Origin of the sequence: Oceanobacillus sp. HCA-5259 (genome assembly GCF_037892815.1) — a bacterium.
Classification (GTDB): domain Bacteria; phylum Bacillota; class Bacilli; order Bacillales; family Amphibacillaceae; genus Oceanobacillus; species Oceanobacillus indicireducens.
Genome location: NZ_JBBKBV010000005.1, coordinates 68709 through 88161, shown reverse-complemented (window position 1 = coordinate 88161; position 19453 = coordinate 68709). Strand labels below are relative to the sequence as shown.

Annotated in this window: 21 protein-coding genes; all 21 read left to right on the top strand. The window is 40.3% G+C overall.

The window, feature by feature from the left end:
* Positions 1–12 precede the first annotated feature (12 nt).
* The 21 genes from WKU33_RS04830 (at position 13) to WKU33_RS04730 (ending at position 19362) form a co-directional block, all read left to right on the top strand.
* Positions 13–1047 (top strand): NAD(P)H-dependent glycerol-3-phosphate dehydrogenase, encoded by a 1035-nt coding sequence (locus tag WKU33_RS04830; RefSeq protein ID WP_336251467.1) that lies wholly within the window; start codon positions 13–15, stop codon positions 1045–1047.
* A 63-nt stretch (positions 1048–1110) separates the two neighbouring features.
* Positions 1111–1371: a stage VI sporulation protein F gene (locus WKU33_RS04825; protein WP_156855894.1), complete on the top strand. Its 261-nt coding sequence runs from the start codon at positions 1111–1113 to the stop codon at positions 1369–1371.
* 233 nt (positions 1372–1604) lie between these two features.
* Positions 1605–1802, top strand: coding sequence for a DUF2768 domain-containing protein (locus tag WKU33_RS04820; RefSeq protein WP_156855893.1), 198 nt, complete (start codon positions 1605–1607; stop codon positions 1800–1802).
* A gap of 18 nt (positions 1803–1820) precedes the next feature.
* Positions 1821–2549, top strand: coding sequence for a hypothetical protein (locus WKU33_RS04815; protein WP_156855892.1), 729 nt, complete (start codon positions 1821–1823; stop codon positions 2547–2549).
* Positions 2550–3207: 658 nt separating this feature from the next.
* Positions 3208–4686 carry a stage IV sporulation protein A gene (gene spoIVA, locus WKU33_RS04810; RefSeq protein WP_156855891.1) on the top strand — a complete coding sequence of 493 codons (1479 nt, stop codon included), beginning with the start codon at positions 3208–3210 and terminating at the stop codon, positions 4684–4686.
* 324 nt (positions 4687–5010) lie between these two features.
* Positions 5011–5283, top strand: a complete 273-nt coding sequence (locus WKU33_RS04805) for an HU family DNA-binding protein (protein WP_156855890.1) — start codon at positions 5011–5013, stop codon at positions 5281–5283.
* Between the two features lie 141 nt (positions 5284–5424).
* Positions 5425–5649, top strand: a complete 225-nt coding sequence (mtrB, locus tag WKU33_RS04800) for a trp RNA-binding attenuation protein MtrB (RefSeq protein WP_156855889.1) — start codon at positions 5425–5427, stop codon at positions 5647–5649.
* Between the two features lie 121 nt (positions 5650–5770).
* A complete protein-coding gene (locus WKU33_RS04795; protein ID WP_156855888.1) occupies positions 5771–6562 on the top strand; it encodes a heptaprenyl diphosphate synthase component 1 in 792 nt (263 codons plus the stop codon).
* A gap of 2 nt (positions 6563–6564) precedes the next feature.
* The gene (locus WKU33_RS04790) at positions 6565–7278 is read left to right on the top strand and encodes a demethylmenaquinone methyltransferase (protein ID WP_336251470.1); all 714 of its coding nucleotides are present in this window, start codon (positions 6565–6567) and stop codon (positions 7276–7278) included.
* Positions 7279–7320: 42 nt separating this feature from the next.
* Positions 7321–8292: a heptaprenyl diphosphate synthase component II gene (gene hepT, locus WKU33_RS04785; protein WP_156855886.1), complete on the top strand. Its 972-nt coding sequence runs from the start codon at positions 7321–7323 to the stop codon at positions 8290–8292.
* 78 nt (positions 8293–8370) lie between these two features.
* Positions 8371–8817, top strand: coding sequence for a nucleoside-diphosphate kinase (ndk, locus tag WKU33_RS04780; protein ID WP_156855885.1), 447 nt, complete (start codon positions 8371–8373; stop codon positions 8815–8817).
* A 749-nt stretch (positions 8818–9566) separates the two neighbouring features.
* Positions 9567–10346 (top strand): CheR family methyltransferase, encoded by a 780-nt coding sequence (locus WKU33_RS04775; protein WP_156855884.1) that lies wholly within the window; start codon positions 9567–9569, stop codon positions 10344–10346.
* A gap of 117 nt (positions 10347–10463) precedes the next feature.
* Complete coding sequence (gene aroC / locus WKU33_RS04770; RefSeq protein WP_340453478.1) at positions 10464–11633, top strand: chorismate synthase; 1170 nt, start codon at positions 10464–10466, stop codon at positions 11631–11633.
* Positions 11633–12700: a 3-dehydroquinate synthase gene (gene aroB / locus WKU33_RS04765; RefSeq protein WP_340453476.1), complete on the top strand. Its 1068-nt coding sequence runs from the start codon at positions 11633–11635 to the stop codon at positions 12698–12700. Before aroC ends, aroB begins: the two co-directional genes overlap by 1 nt.
* Position 12701: 1 nt before the next feature.
* Entirely contained in the window at positions 12702–13079 is a 378-nt protein-coding gene (aroH, locus tag WKU33_RS04760; protein WP_336251475.1) for a chorismate mutase, read from the top strand.
* Between the two features lie 3 nt (positions 13080–13082).
* Positions 13083–14177 carry a histidinol-phosphate transaminase gene (gene hisC / locus WKU33_RS04755; protein WP_156855880.1) on the top strand — a complete coding sequence of 365 codons (1095 nt, stop codon included), beginning with the start codon at positions 13083–13085 and terminating at the stop codon, positions 14175–14177.
* A gap of 4 nt (positions 14178–14181) precedes the next feature.
* On the top strand, positions 14182–15285 hold the full coding sequence (locus WKU33_RS04750) for a prephenate dehydrogenase (RefSeq protein ID WP_340453473.1): 1104 nt from the start codon (positions 14182–14184) through the stop codon (positions 15283–15285).
* A gap of 17 nt (positions 15286–15302) precedes the next feature.
* Positions 15303–16595 carry a 3-phosphoshikimate 1-carboxyvinyltransferase gene (aroA, locus tag WKU33_RS04745; RefSeq protein WP_156855879.1) on the top strand — a complete coding sequence of 431 codons (1293 nt, stop codon included), beginning with the start codon at positions 15303–15305 and terminating at the stop codon, positions 16593–16595.
* A gap of 379 nt (positions 16596–16974) precedes the next feature.
* Complete coding sequence (locus tag WKU33_RS04740; RefSeq protein WP_340453471.1) at positions 16975–18219, top strand: tetratricopeptide repeat protein; 1245 nt, start codon at positions 16975–16977, stop codon at positions 18217–18219.
* Positions 18220–18249: 30 nt separating this feature from the next.
* Entirely contained in the window at positions 18250–18819 is a 570-nt protein-coding gene (locus WKU33_RS04735) for a ReoY family proteolytic degradation factor (protein WP_340453469.1), read from the top strand.
* Between the two features lie 75 nt (positions 18820–18894).
* A complete protein-coding gene (locus WKU33_RS04730; RefSeq protein WP_340453468.1) occupies positions 18895–19362 on the top strand; it encodes a YpiF family protein in 468 nt (155 codons plus the stop codon).
* The last annotated feature ends 91 nt before the right edge of the window (positions 19363–19453 follow it).

Here is a 19453-nt window from a genome sequence, read left to right as displayed (position 1 = left end):
GGAGAAAGTTATATGAAAAAAATTGCAGTGTTAGGTGCAGGGAGCTGGGGGACTGCCTTAAGTATCGTTTTAGCTGATAATGGTCATTCCGTAAGATTGTGGAGCCACCGGGCGGAGCAAGCTGAAGCGATTAACAATACAAAGCGCAATGAAAGATATTTAGATGTAGAATTACCTGAAGGAATCCAAGCCTTCTCTGACTTAAATGAGGCAGTGAAGGGAACGGAGGCTGTCTTAATTGTTGTTCCAGCAAAGGCAATCCGGGAAGTGACCCGTTCTTTACAACATGTCTTACCGGACGGAGCAACGATCATTCACGCAACGAAAGGAATTGAGCCCGTTACATTGAAGCGCGTATCGGAAATGATTGCTGAAGAATTTCCGGAATATCCTTCCGACGATATCGTTGTTCTATCGGGTCCAAGCCATGCTGAAGAAGTTGCATTGCGACACCCGACAACGGTAACAGTTGCGGCGAAGAATCCAGAGAAGAGTAAACATGCTCAAAATCTATTCAATAGTGATACATTTAGAGTGTATACAAGTCAAGATGTGTTAGGGCTTGAATTAGGCGGAGCATTAAAGAATATTATCGCCCTAGGCGCAGGTATCTCAGATGGGTTGGGGTATGGTGACAATGCTAAATCAGCCCTTATCACAAGAGGACTTGCTGAAATTACCCGATTAGGAACATCGCTAGGAGCGAACCCGATTAGTTTCTTAGGATTATCCGGTGTTGGTGACTTGATTGTTACGTGTACAAGTGTCCATAGCAGGAACTGGCGTGCTGGAAACTTGCTGGGTAAAGGACACCAGCTTGATGATGTCCTAAGTGAAATGGGCATGGTTGTTGAAGGGGTGCGTACAGTTAAGGCCGCGTATCAGATTGCTGAAGAACAAGCGGTTGAAATGCCGATCACTTCAGGGATTTACCAGATTCTTTTTGAAAATAAAAATCCTAAAGATGCGGTCACTCAATTGATGACAAGAGACAAGCGTGAAGAGATGGCCGGACTTGATCAGATGCTTAAGGATCTGTACTCCTGATTCACACGCATTCTTTCTCCTTGCATATACTATGTTGAAATAAAGAATCAAGGAGGAAATGTAGTGAATAATTTTCAAAAAGGCATGTTCGATAAAATCAATCAAAAAGCGAACATATCCCCTGAGGAGATTTACCAGGTGGCAGATTCCGTAAAACACGCTGACTTTTCTGATGAAAAAACGGTCCGCGAACTTATCCAACGCTTATCTAGATTAGCGAACAAACCTGTTTCCAAGGATAAAGAGGATAAGATCGTAGAAGCAATTGTTAAGAATAAAGTTCCAATGAATCCTCAAACCATGAATAATTTATTCGATAATTAATTAGGTCAGTAGGCAGATGAGGATACAGAACGTTGCATTCTCGCATACAATAAATCGCACAAGCATTCGTGGATAGAGTCTGCAAGGGTATTATCTAGTCACCCGGAACGGAGCGGCCCCCTCTGTTCCGGTTTTTTTTACAAGCTTATACATCTTGATATAATTATATGAATTGCTTATGGTATAATATGTGGTGTTCCTAAGCAGATTCTATAAATTAGGGGTGAAATAAAATGAGCATATCCATGTTTAAAATGTACGTATCGTTTGCGGGGATGATTTTATTATTTTTAGCAATGGGTCTGATCTGGTTAAGCAGACAAAAATTAAAGGGCTGGATAGCGGGAATCGTTTCTTTACTTGCCTATTTCAGCTTAGTATCCGGTGCACTGATTATTCTTTTTGTCGTGTTTACAGGTCCTACAAGATAGTTATCAGGAGGGTAAAAAGTGAAAGCTTCATACATAAAAATAGCCGTACTTGCCTTCTCCTTCGTCCTGCTTGCGGGCTGCCTGTACCCGGACAGTGAACGAGTAGAGAATCAAGTACCGCATGCTACACAGCTTGAAACAGTCCAGTCTGCCGTAAATACTTATCAAGAACAGACGGATGGCCTCGTGCCAATTCGCACGAAACCGAGCGACACACCAATTTTTGAGAAATATTTAATAGATTTTAACTTGTTGAAGGAGCACAATGCGATTGCAGAAATCCCAGGCAACGCTTTTGAAAATGGTGGCTATTATCAATATATTTTAATTAATCCAGAAGTTGATCCAACTGTTAAAGTGATTGATTTAAGAATTACGGAAGCCATCCGCAGTGTTAATATTCGAATGAATACATTTCGTGATGAACATACATACCCGGCTTTTGGTGAAAAGGTAGAAGATGGTATTTATCTCATCGATCATGAGAAATTGAAACTAGATGAACCGCCGACTGTCGTAAGTCCGTATAGTCAGGAGAACTTGCCGATTATTATGGATGTGGAAGGAAACTTATATGTAGACTACCGGATTGACTTACAGCAAGCGTTAGACGAATATGATCATGACTATGAAGAGGGAGACGACATCCGTTATCTCTTAACCGACCACACTCCCTTTGCACCAGCCTATTCGCTTCCTTACACGGTAAAAGACGGAGAACCGGTCTTAATGATGGAGGAGGAATAGCCTCCAAAAAAACATGCATAAACCAACACCCTCGGCACATATACTGTTCCGAGGGTTTTTTATTGTTCGCTTTAATTGATATATATCATCGGTTTTCTATCTGGAGATCCACTGTCCCGATACCTCTCCTTTTCACAGGCGGTCAGGTTACTCCTCGCACACTTTGCATGCTGCAGGGTCTTACCTAGGCTAGTCCTGCCGCAGGAGTCTCAAGGTATCCGGACTGCTCCCGGAAGATATGTTAGCTAGGCTGTCTAATTTTTTGAGTGTATAAATTAAAGTGCGAACCTTTAGTTTGCCTCGGCCGCCTCCTGACTTCTGCGGAATGAGAAGCATCGAGAAGGCCCTCAGCAGGCTTATCCACGAGGCAGACTATTCTCTCTCTTGTATGTGGTCAATGCCTACATGTGCAGATTCTGCGCGTCGAGGCTCGTCAGGTGCCCCCGGAAGGAGAGGGTGGGGGATCTGGAGTTTTCCATAACATATTAGTTTTCCAATAGCTTTTCATATCATGGAGGCGAAGAATAATGGAAGATATATAAATGCATTCTAGTATTGATTAATCATGCATATTTTATTAGGACAACATCATAGACTTGTAATGTCAAGTAATATTCCGCTGTATTTCTAATAGTTTTTAGGATCGGGAGGGATTTCTTTGGAGAAAATCGATATTTTTAAAGATATTTCTAAACGGACAAACGGAGATATATATCTTGGAATAGTCGGAGCTGTCCGTACGGGAAAATCAACATTTATTAAAAGGTTTATGGAACTCGTCGTCCTGCCAAATATCACCGATGAAAGTGACAGATCAAGAGCAATGGATGAACTGCCCCAAAGCGCTGCAGGGAAAACAATCATGACAACGGAGCCCAAGTTCATCCCTAATCAAGCAGTCACCGTCAATGTAGAACAAGGTCTCGATGTGAATGTGCGGCTTGTCGATTGTGTCGGTTATGCAGTCGAAGGAGCAAAAGGATTTGAAGATGAAAATGGACCACGAATGATTCACACTCCTTGGTATGAAGAACCTATACCATTCCATGACGCGGCAGAGATTGGAACGCGAAAAGTAATCCAAGAACACTCTACCATTGGAATTGTCGTAACAACCGATGGCACAATTGGAGAGATTGCCCGTTCGGACTATGAAGAGGCTGAAGAAAAGGTAATCGAGGAATTAAAGGATGTTGGCAAACCATTCATTATGGTTGTGAATTCCGTTCGCCCGACAAGCCCGGAAACAGAATTTTTAAGAACGGAGTTAGCTGAGAAGTATGATATCCCCGTTGTAGCTGTCAGTGTGGAGAATATGACAGAGCAAGATGTTTATAAAGTTCTCCGCGAAGCTTTGTTTGAATTCCCTGTACTTGAGGTGAATGTAAATCTACCAAGCTGGGTGATGGTCCTTAAAGAGGAGCATTGGCTGCGGGAGAATTATGAGAGCGCAATTCAAACAACAGTGAAGAACATTAAACGTTTAAGAGATGTCGATGAGATTGTTGCAACATTTTCAGAATATGAATACATTGACCAGGCAAACTTAGCCGGTATGGAGATGGGAGAAGGAATTGCGGAAATTGATCTCCACGCTCCGCCGGAATTGTATGATGAAATATTAAAAGAAATTGTTGGTGAAGAAATCCGGGGGAAAGACCATCTATTGGAACTTATGCAGGAATTTACCCATGCGAAACGGGAATATGATCAGATTGCAAGTGCCCTGCAGATGGTAAAACAGACGGGTTATGGAATTGCAGCTCCGAGTGTACAAGATATGATCCTCGATGAACCGGAAATTATCCGGCAAGGTACAAGATTTGGCGTAAGACTGAAAGCAGTTGCTCCATCCATTCATATGATTAAAGTCGAAGTTGAATCAGAATTCGCACCGATTATCGGGACGGAGAAGCAAAGTGAAGAACTTGTGAGATATTTAATGCAGGATTTTGAAGACGACCCATTATCTATCTGGGAATCGGATATATTCGGAAGATCTCTCAATTCAATTGTACGAGAAGGTATTCAAGGAAAAATTTCATTAATGCCAGAAAACGCCAGATATAAACTGAAGGATACATTAGAGCGCATCATCAATGAAGGATCGGGCGGATTATTGGCAATCATTTTATAGCAGCTGAAAAAGGCTGCTTTTTATTTTTGGACGGCAGGAAAATAGAAATCCTTGTCGAATAGGTATAGTATAGGGTACTCAAATGAAAACTGCTTTCACATCTGAAATATCTGACGAATGGAGCGAAGTAGCTGTTTTTATAAAAAATATGCAGAAAAAGCGCATATATTGTTGAATTTCAAAGCGAATTCGTTTAATATTAGCCTTGTTACTAATTGATTTTGGTAACAAGGTATAAAAGGAGACAAAGATGTGAACAAATGAATTAAGTAGTTTTTGTTTGTTACACTGTCAAGTTTAACATTTCGGGAGGAGGTGAATGTCATGAACAAAACTGATTTAATCAATGCAGTAGCTGAGAAAACTGAGCTTTCTAAGAAAGACGCAACAAAAGCAGTTGAAGCTGTATTTGAAACTGTCATGGATTCACTTAAACAAGGTGAAAAAGTACAATTGATCGGTTTCGGTAACTTCGAGGTGCGCGACCGTGCAGCACGTAAAGGCCGTAACCCACAAACTGGAGAAGAAATCGAAATCCCTGCAAGCAAAGTACCTGCGTTCAAACCAGGAAAAGCTCTTAAAGATGCTGTTAAATAACTTGCTACATAGGGCTTATAAAGGGTACGTTTTATACGTACCCTTTTTTAATGCATTCTACAATGTTGCAAAAAGCATGCAAATCATGAGAGTATAGAAGTTGGTAAATTTAAAATATAAGGTGTTTAAGGGGATGAAAGCATGAAAGAGCCAAATTTCAAAACAGATTATATTGTTATCAAAGCGCTGGAAGACGGTGTGAATGTCATTGGACTCACCCGAGGTACCGATACGAAATTTCACCATACAGAAAAGCTTGATAAGGATGAAATCATGATTGCGCAATTCACCGAGCATACATCTGCAGTAAAGATCCGCGGCAAAGCTGTTATTCAAACAAATAATGGAGAAATGAGCAACGAATAAAAGTGAGTTTCACTAGTTTTACAAATTTTACTTCTACATAAATGGGAAGATGTAGATTGTAATTAAATATGCTATAATAGCTAAGGCACTTCTATAGACGAAAGGGCTTAGGTGATCTCTCTTGAGTAACTCGGTAAATGAAATACTTCGATTTAAAAAAGCAATAGAAGAAAAAATAAGATATGACTTTCTATGGAAAAATATTCAAAAGCCCGTGATAGAAGATGATAAATTATTTATTCTATCAAATCTCGTTCCAATTAATTCCGCGCTTCCCCATACAAAGCGTGATGCATATATTGTTACGACCATGCTTGTTCAGATAGCATTAGATACCCACGAACTGGTTAATGAAAGTAAAGCAGATGAAAGCACGGAGGAAAATCTATCCAGACAGCTACACGTGCTTGCTGGTGATTATTATAGTGGCTTATACTACTATCTGCTCTCACAAATAGATGAGTTTGATTTTATACATAAACTAGCGTCTGCAATTAAAGCGATCAATGAGTTGAAAATGAAACTTTACTATCAGGAATTCGCAAGCCTTAACGAGTATATCGACTTGAAAGTGCAAATCAACACATTGCTATTAAAAACAGTTGCAGCATACTTTAAACACGATGAATTTGTAGATAACATAACACAGTGGTTCTATATTTCAACGCTCCAAGAGGAGAAGGAACGGGTAATGGCAGATGAAATTGTGCTTAACAGTTTGTTAGATGTTAAACGTTCCAATACGTATATGAACAAAGAGGATAAATTTAGATATATTCTCCATAAAGAATGGCTGATCCTCCAACAAGGGTTAAAGCAACTCCCCCATTCTTCTGGGGAAATTTATAACTACTTTAAACAGAGAAGAGCGGATCATGTTGCGATGAAAGCCTCGAATGTGGAAGAAGGGTAAATATGCAAAAACAAACAAAAGAAGAACGTGTCCATCACGTATTCGAAAAGATATATCAAAATTATGATTCCATGAATTCCATTATTTCTTTCCAACAGCACAAATTATGGCGGAAAGATGTGATGGACAGAATGCACGTGGAAAAAGGTGCAAAAGCGCTGGATGTCTGCTGTGGCACAGGAGACTGGGCTCTAACCCTTGCTGAAGCTGTCGGTGACGAAGGAGAAGTCGTCGGTTTGGATTTCAGCAAAAATATGCTTTCTATCGCCGAAGAAAAACGTGATGCATTAAATTTATCACAGCTTGATCTTGTACATGGAGATGCAATGGAACTACCTTTTCCAGACGATACGTTTGATTACGTGACAATCGGTTTCGGTTTACGAAACGTCCGTGATTATTTAACGGTATTAAAAGAGATGTACCGGGTTGTGAAACCGAATGGTAAGGTAGTTTGTTTAGAAACTTCGCAGCCGGAAATTATTGGCTTCAGGCAATTATATTTCTTTTATTTCCGTTTCATCATGCCCCTTTTTGGTAAGCTTTTTGCGGAAAGTTATGATGAATACTCCTGGCTGAACGAATCGACTAAGCATTTCCCTGACAAAGATAAGTTAAAAGAACTCTTTCAAGAAGCGGGCTTTTCTTTTGTCGAGGTGAAAAGCTATACCCTTGGCGTAGCGGCAATGCATATGGGAACAAAGCAGATTCGCTAAATATACCAGCTAAGTTGCAATTTAAAAGTATAGGTGACACATATGAAACTTCCTAAAACATACGGATACTTAAAAAAAGATCTCGACTTGATCGAGGCATCTTTAAATCAATCGATTCAAGCGGAACACCCGGTTTTACGTCAAGCTTCGACAGATTTATTGCATGCAGGAGGAAAAAGAATTCGTCCTGTATTTGTTCTTCTTGCGGGGCAAATGGGTCATTATGATGCCGAGAATATTAATAGAGCAGCAATCGCGCTTGAATTAATACATATGGCAACGCTCGTGCATGATGATGTGATTGATGAAGCGACCTTGAGAAGAGGGAAACCGACTATCAAACATACTTACTCCAACCGAGTAGCGATGTATACAGGGGATTATATTCTAGCGAGGGCGCTGGAAGAAATAACGATGATTAACAATCCAAAAGTTCACAAGGCGCTATCTAAATCGCTTGTCGAGGTAGCGATCGGTGAAATGGAGCAGATCGAGGATAAATTTAACTGGGACCAGACATTACGGGATTATTTGCGACGAATCAAAAGAAAAACGGCATTATTAATTGCAACAAGCTGTGAACTGGGCGCTATTCTGTCCGGCTTGTCGGACAGAGATATAAAGCGGATGTATCGCTATGGTTACTATATTGGCATGTCTTATCAAATTATCGATGATATATTGGATTTCACGGAAACTTCAAAGCAACTCGGTAAACCAGCGGGCAATGATCTCCTGCAAGGAAATATCACGCTCCCTGTATTATATGGAATGGATAATGAAGAATTTTATTCTTATACGAGAGAAGTGTTTAGAGATCCGGCCAACGTTCATCCTGATGATATGAAAGCTGTCATTGAGCGATTGAAACAAACAGATGCAATTAAGAAGTCTTATGAATTAAGTGATTTATATTTGAGTAAAGCTTTGGCAACATTGGAAAAATTGCCCTCTAGCAAATCAAAACAAACCTTGCAATCCATTGCCAAATATATTGGAAAACGGAGGACATAAGGAAAATAATTGTTATTTTCCTAATAATTTTGTATAATTTTAGCGGTTACATAATCATTATACTTGAGGAGTGTTTGTATGGAAAAGACATTTTTAATGGTAAAGCCAGATGGAGTACAGCGTAATTTAATTGGAAAGATTGTACAACGATTCGAGGAAAAAGGTTTCAAACTTGCAGGGGCAAAGTTAATGCTAGTGTCGAATGAGCTGGCAGAGCAACACTACGGGGAGCATAAAGAGAGACCTTTTTTCGGTGAATTAGTCGAATTCATCACTTCTGGCCCTGTATTTGCAATGGTCTGGGAAGGTGAGGACGTAATTGCAACGGCACGCAATATGATGGGGAAAACGAATCCAAGTGAAGCAGCACCAAGCACAATTCGTGGCGATTACGGAATCACTGTAGGAAAAAACATCATCCACGGTTCGGACTCACCAGAAAGTGCAGAGCGCGAAATCAAACTATTCTTTGATGAAAGCGAATTAATTACTTACGAAAAAGTAGATACAACCTGGATTTACTAATCCACCAACAAACCTCCGTTCCCAAACGGAGGTTTTTAAGAACAAATAACAAATAGAAAATAGTTATATCCCAACCAGAAACAACTTTTAAAAACCTAATAAGAAAAGCTTCCGAATTACTATCATAAAGTATAAGTGCTTTGCTCGTTTACTTGTTTCGGAGTTCTAATTACCGTCCAGTTTCCCGAAGGACGGATGTACACCTAAGGCACGGCCTCAGCCTCGACGCACAGGACGTGGCGTTCGTAGTCTGCCTCGGGCTACAGCCCTGCGGGGTCTTCGGACCCGTGCTTTTCCCGTTGGAGTCACCGTCCTCCGGACAACTGAACTGGTAGAGAGGGTTATTATTAATGGAAACTAACCCACCACTATGATAAGCGATCTAATTCCTAAAATGAAAAATAGCGTTCCAAATTAGGACATTCCTCGGAGCAGTCCAGACACCTCGAGACTCCTGCGGGAGGCCGGCTAAGTACGGTCACGTCCTGTGACCAATGCCGGCATTAGAACATCCTGTTCGTCGATAGGCTTGGTGAGACCCCACAGGGCGTTAGCCCGAGGCAGACTAAGAACGCCACGTCCTGTGGCAACGTCTGCATTAGCACATCCTATACGTCAAGGCTCACCAGCCGCCCGCGGAAAGCGAGAGGTGTCTGGACTGCGGACCCCGAGACGATAGCTTCACTTACGCTGTATGAAAGTAATCGGTTGATTGTAACTGGAAATAGTTCTATACGAGGAGGAATATGATGATTGATGATTACAGTGAGTTTATTGATCGTGTAAACAGAAGGCACGACATCGATCTCAGTTTATATAAAGAAACACAAATGAAACGCCGAATTACTACATTAAGAAATAAACGCGGTTTTTCCAGCTATATCCAATACTTTGAAGCAATGAACAAAGACAACGAACTCATGAAAGAATTTATCGAACGATTAACGATTAATGTATCGGAGTTTTTCCGGAACAAAAAACGGTGGGATGTTTTAAAAGATCGTGTCATTCCAGCACTAACCAATAACAAGTCACGTATCACCATTTGGAGCGCAGCATGCTCCACAGGAGAAGAGCCATACAGCTTAGCCATATTATTCAAAGAGTTTTTTCCAAATATTAAAGTGGAAATACTTGCAACGGACATTGATGAAACTGCGCTGAAGAAAGCTCAAAAAGCAGAATACATGGAGCAAGCTTTAAAAGAAGTTCCCCCTGCTTTGAAACAAAGGCATTTTACATACGAAAATGGACGGTATAAGCTAGATCCGCTGTTAAAGCAAAACATAACCTTCAAGAAACATAATTTGCTTGCCGATAGTTATCCTTCGAATTATGATTTGATCGTCTGTCGGAATGTCCTGATATACTTCACGGATGAAGCGAAGGAAAAAATATATAGCGGCTTTAGTAATTCATTGCGTAACAGCGGTGTTTTATTCGTCGGCAGTACAGAACAGATCTTTACACCAGAAAAATATAATTTACAATTATTAGACACCTTTTTCTACCAAAAGGCAAAATCTTAAATTTATTCATATTTACATAATTTATGTCCAAAAAGATGTCTGAATATGTTATAGTAATTAGAAATCTAATCAGTGGCCTTAAAAACTGAATTGAATGGGGAAAAGGAGAATCGTACATTGAGATATTTAACTGCAGGAGAATCACATGGTAAACAATTAACTACAATTCTTGAAGGTATCCCTTCAAATCTTCCAATAACAAAAGATGATATTAATCATTCCTTACTACGCAGACAGCAAGGATATGGGCGAGGGAAGCGCATGCAGATTGAAACAGACCTCGTTGAAATTATGGGTGGAATCAGACATGGCTATACGCTAGGTTCTCCAATCTCACTCGTTATCCATAATGATGATTATAAGCATTGGACAGATATTATGGGAGAGGATCCAATTCCCGAAGATACGAAGCTGCGCCGAGTAGTCACACGCCCTCGACCAGGACATGCTGACTTAAACGGAGCTTTAAAATATGGACATCGTGATATTCGGAATATCCTGGAACGTTCCTCTGCAAGGGAAACGGCCGCCCGGGTAGCGGCAGGGGCCGTAGCGAAGAAGCTGCTGAAAGAGCTTGGGATAGAAGTCGCTGGATATGTTAAGGAAATAGGAGGTATCATGGCGGAAGACCAAGAAAGTCTGTCGATGAAAGAAAGACAAGAAATCTCGCAGAAATCTCCGGTTATGGTACTTGACGCTGCTGCTGAAGAAGAAATGATGGCAAAAATTGACCATGCTAAAAGCGAAGGTGATACACTTGGTGGGGTTTGTGAAGTGTATGTGGAAGGTGTTCCAGCAGGGGTAGGCTCTTATGTCCATTATGACCGTAAGCTGGATTCGCGGATTGCTGGCAGTGTTGTTAGCATTAATGCCTTTAAGGGCGTAGAATTCGGTATAGGCTTTTATGCGGCTAAAATATACGGAAGTGAAAACCATGATGAAATCGCGTGGAATGAAGAACTTGGTTACCATCGTACATCCAATCGTTTAGGTGGCTTTGAAGGTGGGATGTCTACCGGTATGCCAATCGTAGTCAGAGGAGTAATGAAACCAATCCCTACTTTAATGAAAAAACCTTTAAAGAGTGTGGATATTGATACAAAGGAAGAGATTACAGCAACGATTGAACGGTCCGATCCTTGTGCGGTTCCTGCTGCTTCGGTGGTAATGGAGCATGTTGTCGCATTTGAAATTGCAAAGGCAATCACCGATCAATTCCCGCATGATCAATTCCCACAACTTAAAGAAGCGTTGGATAAGTACCGTGAAGAAATCAGGTGGTTTTAATGCAGGAACTTTCTGTCCGGCATAGCAACGGTTCTTATTCCATTCTTGTCGGTGAAGGCCTCCGTTTTAAGTTACATAAGTTTTTAAGTAAATCATACTCCAAAATCCTTATCATTACCGATGAAACGATTGAAAATTTATACTTAGATGACGTGAAAAAAGGATTATCAGCCTATGATTTCTCCCAGCTTATTATTCCAGCTGGTGAGAAATCTAAGCATATCGATGTCTATTATGATGCCCAGACAAAAGCAATCGAAACCGGTTTGGACCGCAACTCTTTAATTATCGCTTTAGGTGGCGGTGTTGTGGGCGATTTAGCTGGGTTTGTGGCAGCGACGTTTATGCGGGGGATCGATTATATTCAAGTACCAACTACAATCCTTGCCCATGATAGTAGCGTCGGTGGCAAGGTAGCGATCAACCACCCCCTTGGTAAAAATTTAATCGGAGCATTTTATCCGCCGGTCGGTGTTTATTACGATACGGAAACATTAACTAGTTTATCTGAGCGAGAGACGAGGTCTGGTTATGCGGAATTAATAAAAGAAGCTCTGATATCCAGTGAAGACCTTTTTGAGGAAATGCTTTCAGCTTCTCTTGCCTCCTTGGACCAAGAGAGACTACAAACGCATTTAATGGCGGGAATTAAAGTAAAACAGGGGATCGTAGAAGCTGATGAACGGGAACATGGTATCCGAAGTCATTTAAACCTTGGTCACACCCTTGCTCACGCTCTTGAGGCTGAATTAGGATATGGAAATATCACCCATGGCGAGGCGGTCGCAATTGGGTTATTATTTGCAATACATGTTAGTGAAAGAGAATATAACTGTAAATTACCGTTTGATAAATTAAAGAATTGGTTAGTGGATAACAACTATCCACTGACAGGTTTTACTGTTAAAGCGGAAAAAATCATCAATCATATGAAGGCAGATAAAAAGGCAACGAAACAACGGATTAAAATGGTGCTTTTAGAGCGTCCCGGAAAATTAAAAACAGAAGAGTTGTCTGATGAAGCAATACAAGTTCATTTAGAAACATTTAGAGAGAGGCTGGTGTAACATGGTTTCAAGAGGAATACGAGGGGCAACTACAGTCACGGAAAATACAGCTGATGAAATCATCCATCATACAAAACGTGTCTTACAGGAAATGATTGAAGCAAATGATGTCGCACCAGAAGACGTTTCCCATGTTTTTATTTCTGCGACTAAGGATATCGATGCTGCTTTTCCGGCACGGGCACTAAGAGAGTTTTCTGGTTGGACCTATGTTCCCGTAATGTGTATGGCGGAAATCGATGTGAGAAATAGTTTGAAATCCTGTATCCGGATTATGATGGTAGTAAATACGGACCGAAATCAGGCCGAGATCAGACATATATTTCATAATGAAGCAATCACGCTTCGACCAGAATTAGTTGAGAAGAGGGGAAATTAGAAAGTGAAACAAAAACAGATATTACGTCAATTGACTGCATACCAGCAAGGAAAACAAACCCATGAGATTAAAGAAGAATATGGCTTGGAAAAAATTGTCAAACTCGCTTCCAATGAGAATGTTTACGGTTATTCTTCCAAGGTGAAAGCTGATTTATCGGAACATTTACCGGAATTAAATATTTATCCAGATGGGCATACGGCAGAACTTCGAACTGCTCTTAGTAAAAGATTAGCAGTAGAAGAAGATCAATTAATTTTCGGGAGTGGTTCTGAGGAGCTTATTCAAATTATTTGCCGAGCATTCGTGCAAGAAGGCAGCAACACCGTTATGGCCGCCAATTCATTCCCACAATATAAGCATAATACATTTATTGAAGGGGGTACGGTAAAGGAAGTTCCCATTGCAAGTGACGGGAAACATGATCTCGAAGCGATACTTAAAGCGATCGACGTAGATACTGTAGTCGTCTGGATTTGCGCACCCGACAATCCGACAGGTACCATGAACACAGAAGACCAATTCCTCCAATTTATGAAAAAGTGTCCGGAAGATGTTTTAGTTGTTTTAGACGAGGCATACCGAGAATTTGTGGAGGATGAATATTTACTTGATTCTACTACATATACGAAATCTTTTCCCAATTTAATATCGTTGCGGACATTTTCGAAGGCGTATGGATTAGCGGGTTTACGTATCGGTTACGGAATCGGTAATCCAGAATTAATCCATAATTTAAACGTCGTCCGTGGTCCTTTCAATACAACCTCAGTAGCTCAAAGAGCAGCAACTGTCGCACTGGAAGATCAAGCATTTATTAGTGAAACAACAGCTAAAAACTTGGAAGTAAAAGAAAGTTTTTATCAGTTTCTCGATGAATTGAACTGGGATTATTACCGGTCCCACACAAACTTTATTCTCGTTTCCACCCCTGCAAGTGGTTTAGACGTCTTTCAATATCTAATTGAAAATGGCTTTATTATAAGACCGGGAGAGTTGCTCGGGTATCCGAACTCAATCCGAATTACAATTGGTACAAAGGAAGATATGCAGGAACTTCAACACTTATTACAGAAATTTGATGAGCAGATTAGGTGAAAATATGGAAAACAGAAACATATTAGTGGCAGGCATCGGACTTATCGGTGGGTCACTTGCGAAAGCGGTCAAGATCAATCCAGAACATACCGTTCTTGGCTATGATTTAAATGAAGAAAGCTTACAATATGGACTGGAGAAAGGGATTATCGATAAAGCATATACCGACTTTACCCGGGCAGCTCAAGATGCTGATATTATTATCCTTGCGGCGCCAATTTCCGAAACGATAGAGCTAATAAAAAGACTTGATTCTATACCTTTCGAAAGGCAAGTGATTGTGACGGATACGGCTTCAGTGAAGCATGCGATTATCGAAGCTGCGGAACAGTTAACAAATGAAAATATAGCTTTTATTGGCGGACATCCGATGGCCGGTTCCCATAAACGGGGAATAGGGGCAGCCAAGTCTCACCTTTTTGAGAATGCTATCTATGTGCTTGCACCATCAATCCGGAGCACAAACGAAATGGTTGCGACACTAAAAAATGTACTAAGTCCAACCAAAAGTAAATTTGTCGTTTTAAAGCCAGAGGAACACGATGAAATGACTGGTGTAATTTCCCACTTCCCGCATTTAATCGCTTCGTCACTCGTACATCGGGCGAAAAAATGGCAACAGACCCATGCCTTTTTGCCAAAATTAGCGGCTGGAGGTTTTCGCGACATAACGCGAATCGCTTCTAGTAATCCAGTGATGTGGCAAGACATCTTCTATCATAACCGAAAAAAAATGTCCGTCTTGCTGCAAGAATGGATTGAAGAAATGATCCAATTGAAAGAACTCATCGACAACAGTGAAAAGCGGGCAATGATAGACTATTTAGAGGATGCGCAGAAGTATCGCGACGGCATTCCAACGAAAACAGCTGGAGCAATACCTGCATTCTATGATGTTTATGTCGATATTCGAGATCAGACTGGAGCAATAGCATCGGTCGCTCAAATTCTTGCCGAACATAATATTAGTATTAAAAATATTGAAATCCTGGAAATCCGTGAAGGAATTACCGGAGTGCTCCGTGTCAGTTTTTACACAAAGGATGCGCAGAAGCTAAGTAAACAACAATTAGAGTTAAATGGTTACGAAACAATGATTCAAAACTGATAAAAGGATGTGATTGGGTGGGGGAGAAAAGAATTTCACCTCAATCTTCTGCTCTTATAGGTGAACTCGAAGTACCTGGAGATAAGTCTATTTCTCATCGTGCGGTAATTTTTGGTTCATTGGCAAAAGGCCGGACAAAAATTGACCATTTCCTAGATGGGGAGGATTGCCTGCGAACAGTGGATATCTTTCAGAAAATGGGAGTATCTATCGAGCAGCAGGGGGAAACAGTTGTCATCAAAAGCGATGGTGCAGATAGTCTGATAGAACCAAAAGAACCTCTTTATTTTGGTAATTCAGGGACAACTGCCCGTCTTATGATCGGATTATTATCCGGCTTACCACTTTTTACAACAATTTATGGGGATGCTTCCCTATCGGAACGACCGATGGACCGGGTCATACTGCCTCTTTCAGATATGAATGCCACTATTTTCGGACGGAGTGGTGGCAAGCTATTACCCTTGGCAATTAGCGGGAAGGAATTGCAAGCAATTCAATACACTTTACCGGTGAAAAGTGCCCAAGTTAAATCTGCATTATTACTTGCAGGTCTTTTTGCTAACGGTGAAACGGTTATAACGGAAAAAGCTAAAACAAGAGATCATACCGAAACGATGCTCGAAGCATTTGGGGTAAAGCTTGACGTTGATGGAAACACTATTCGAATGGATGGGAAACAAGCGTTAAAGCCTGCCTACATTTATGTTCCGGGTGATATCTCATCCGCAGCATTTTTCCTAGCCGCCGCGGCTGCTAAACCAAATAGTACGCTTGTTATAAAAAAGGTTGGGCTAAACCCTACCCGGACAGGAATTATTGACGTATTGATGCAAATGGGAGCACAAATTGAGATTCGTAATGAAGAAAGAATTGGCGGAGAACTGCTTGGTGATATTAAAATTAGCAGCTCGAGCTTAAAAGGAATAGAAATATCCGGTGATATCATTCCTCGATTAATAGATGAAATTCCGATTATTGCCTTACTTGCGACTCAAGCAGAAGGTAAAACGGTTATTAAAGACGCTGAAGAACTCCGGGTGAAAGAAACAGATCGGATTGCGGCCGTAGTCGAAGTTCTAACAACACTTGGAGCGTCTATTACGGCAACAAAAGATGGAATGATTATTGAGGGAAGCCAGGAATTGGCAGGCGGAAATATATCAGCATATAATGATCACCGCATGGCAATGATGGGTGCTATCGCTTCTTTCTTTACAAAAGAAGACATCATTATTGACGACATCTCATCTGTCGCCATCTCATATCCAAGCTTTTTTGAAGACCTAAAAAGAATAACAACAAACTAACCATCTAACCAAAGAAAGTCAAATTATCATGCTTTCTTTGGTTACTTTTTATCACGTATTAACGGTCTGTAATACCCCCCACCTCTATACAAGAGGGTAAACCAATGTGAAGGTGGGGGATATACAGTCCGTAAATACCTGATTCTGTTCAACTAACATTAAGTGGGGGGTAAGGAATCCCCCACTGAATGAAGTTTCACTTTATCACGCATTAACGGTCTGTAATACTCCCACCTCTAAACATAAGGGAAGCCCAAAGAGTATGGGATCTGCGGAGCCGAAGTGAAGTAACAACCTTGCAGGCGAATGTGATTTGATTGAATATGAAGGGTGTTTTCGATATTATTACAGTAAGCATGATTAAAGAAAGGATGGGGAAATGGATACCATCTTAAAAGCAGTAGAATTAGTCGAACAAAATAAAATAGAACAAGCATTGCGCTTATTGGAAGAATATACCCCAAAAGCAAATGATGATGAAAAATATACAATCGCTGAATTGTATTTACAATGGGGATTCTTGGATGAAGCAGAACTTATTCTTTCAGAACTCTTGAAGAAATACCCTGATGAAAACGATCTGATTCTAACCCTCGCTGATATTGCAATTGAAAAAGAAGATGATGAACAGGCAATCGCTCTTTTAGCAGAAATATCAGAGGAGGACCCAGCATACATTCAAGTATTAATCCAGCTAGCTGACTTATACCAGGTCCAAGGTCTATTTGAAGTTGCGGAACAGAAGTTGCTTACTGCCAAACAAAAGTTACCCAACGAAGTTATAATTGATTTTGCACTTGGAGAACTTTCTTTTTCAACCGGCACATATAAAAAAGCCGTGACATATTATGAAAAAGTTGCCAAGGAACATGAAATGTTTGCGGATGTTTCTATATTAGACCGCCTTGCAGAATCCTATGCGGGGATTGGTGAATATGAAAAGGCACTTGAATATTTCAAAAATGGACAAGATAAAACCCCGGATAAATATTTTAAATACGGTGTCACCGCTAGCCAGGCCGGTAGAAATGATATAGCAATAACAGCTTGGAAGCGCGTAGTAGAATTAGATCCTTATTATCATTCTGTTTATGAAAATCTAGCAAAAGCTTTACAAGATGAAGGTATGTTGCAAGAAGCATTTGATATTGTAGAAAAAGGGCTAAAGCAAGATACATTTAATAAACATTTATATTTCCTTGCTGGGATGATTGCGCGTCAATTGAATAATGATTCGGCTAGTGAGGAATATATAAGGGAAGCAATTGCGATTGATCCGGATTATAAAGAAGCTATTCTCTTTTTCTTGGAATTTTTAAAAGAGCGGGACAGGCATGCGGATATTATCGACTTGCTCTCGAGCGTGAAGTCAATTGGATCTCTAGAGCCTTTATATGACTGGGAATTGGCAAGAGCCTATAATGAGGAGGAACAATATAAGGAAGCTCTTCAAGCTTATCAGGATGCGTATTTGAATTTAAGTGATGATACAGACTTTCTGAAGGAATATGGTTACTTCCTGATTGAAGAAGGGCAGACACCTGAAGCAATAGCCGTGTTTCAAAGGTATTTACAGCTTGTTCCTGATGATTACACGATTGAAGAATTCTTATCTCGATTATGAATGCACCAAGACTACCTGAGGAGGATTAATATGACTAACGCTGTCATTCATCCGCATGAGAAGAAAGCATTTATTTATTGGTTCCTGAACCAGTATGAAATGAAAGCTCGGGAAAGCAACTGGATTTTATCTTATTTGGCGAGTCATAATAAATTACTGCGTAATCTGCATTTTGTTCGCCATGCGAAAGCTTGTCCACGCAGCATTATTATCTCAACCAAATGTTCAAATGGAGTAGCTTTTCGTTTCCACCGCAACAAATTAATTACGTCTGATCCGGAGAAAGCATTTCACGATATTCGGTTAAACGATGACGAAGCTCTTTATGTCCAATTGAACTTTCATCAATGGAGGCAGAACCCGCAATATGCGCTCATCCTTGAAGAAAATCCGTTCTTATCGGATGACGATTTTATTACGGATGAGGACAAGCGGGAAGCGGAACGGCTGATGAATTATACACTTCAAGCTCAAATAAGAAAAAGCTTAATTGAACAAATTGATGAGTCGCTCGATGAAAGAGATTATGATAAGTTTATCAGACTTTCCGACGAACTAAAGAAAACCGAGAAAAACCTAAAGAATCAACCAACTTCTTAACGAATGGGTTGATTCTTTTTCATTACTTAGGGTAAACTTGAGTGTATATGAAAATTGATAATATAGAGAGGCTGAATGTTTGCAATGAAGTGGAGAAAAGACGATCTGGAAAAGTATGTACAAGCAAAAGAATATATTGACACCATTCTGATGCCTTTAATTCCTTTCCAACTGACAAATGATGAGGACATAGGGAAAGATGCTTTTCAACAAGAAATAATGACGATATTCGCTAATGAAATCGAGCAAGAGCTAAGTGGTAGAGTGTTACTTATTCCGAGTTATTTCTATTTGAAAGACGCAGAAAAAACAATTGAGGTAGAGCGATTGAATCAGTGGATAAGTGAAACAGAGAATCAACCATTCAACCATACCATTTTACTGACGTTTGATCCTTCCTGGCGAAAGCATGAAAAAGAATTAGCAGGTGATCTATTATGGTTACCGGGGATTCAAACAGGAGATATCCATTCAAATGAAATGCAAAGTGTGATCCGGGATCAGATTTCCCAGTTATCAGAAATTATCCGTTCCTATTGGTAAATATAACGGTTTTATATTTTGTTCTACTTCGTCTTTTTCGTTTAGTTTTTTGAAAAATGTTGTTAAATAGGAATATTATCTGCTTGAGTCT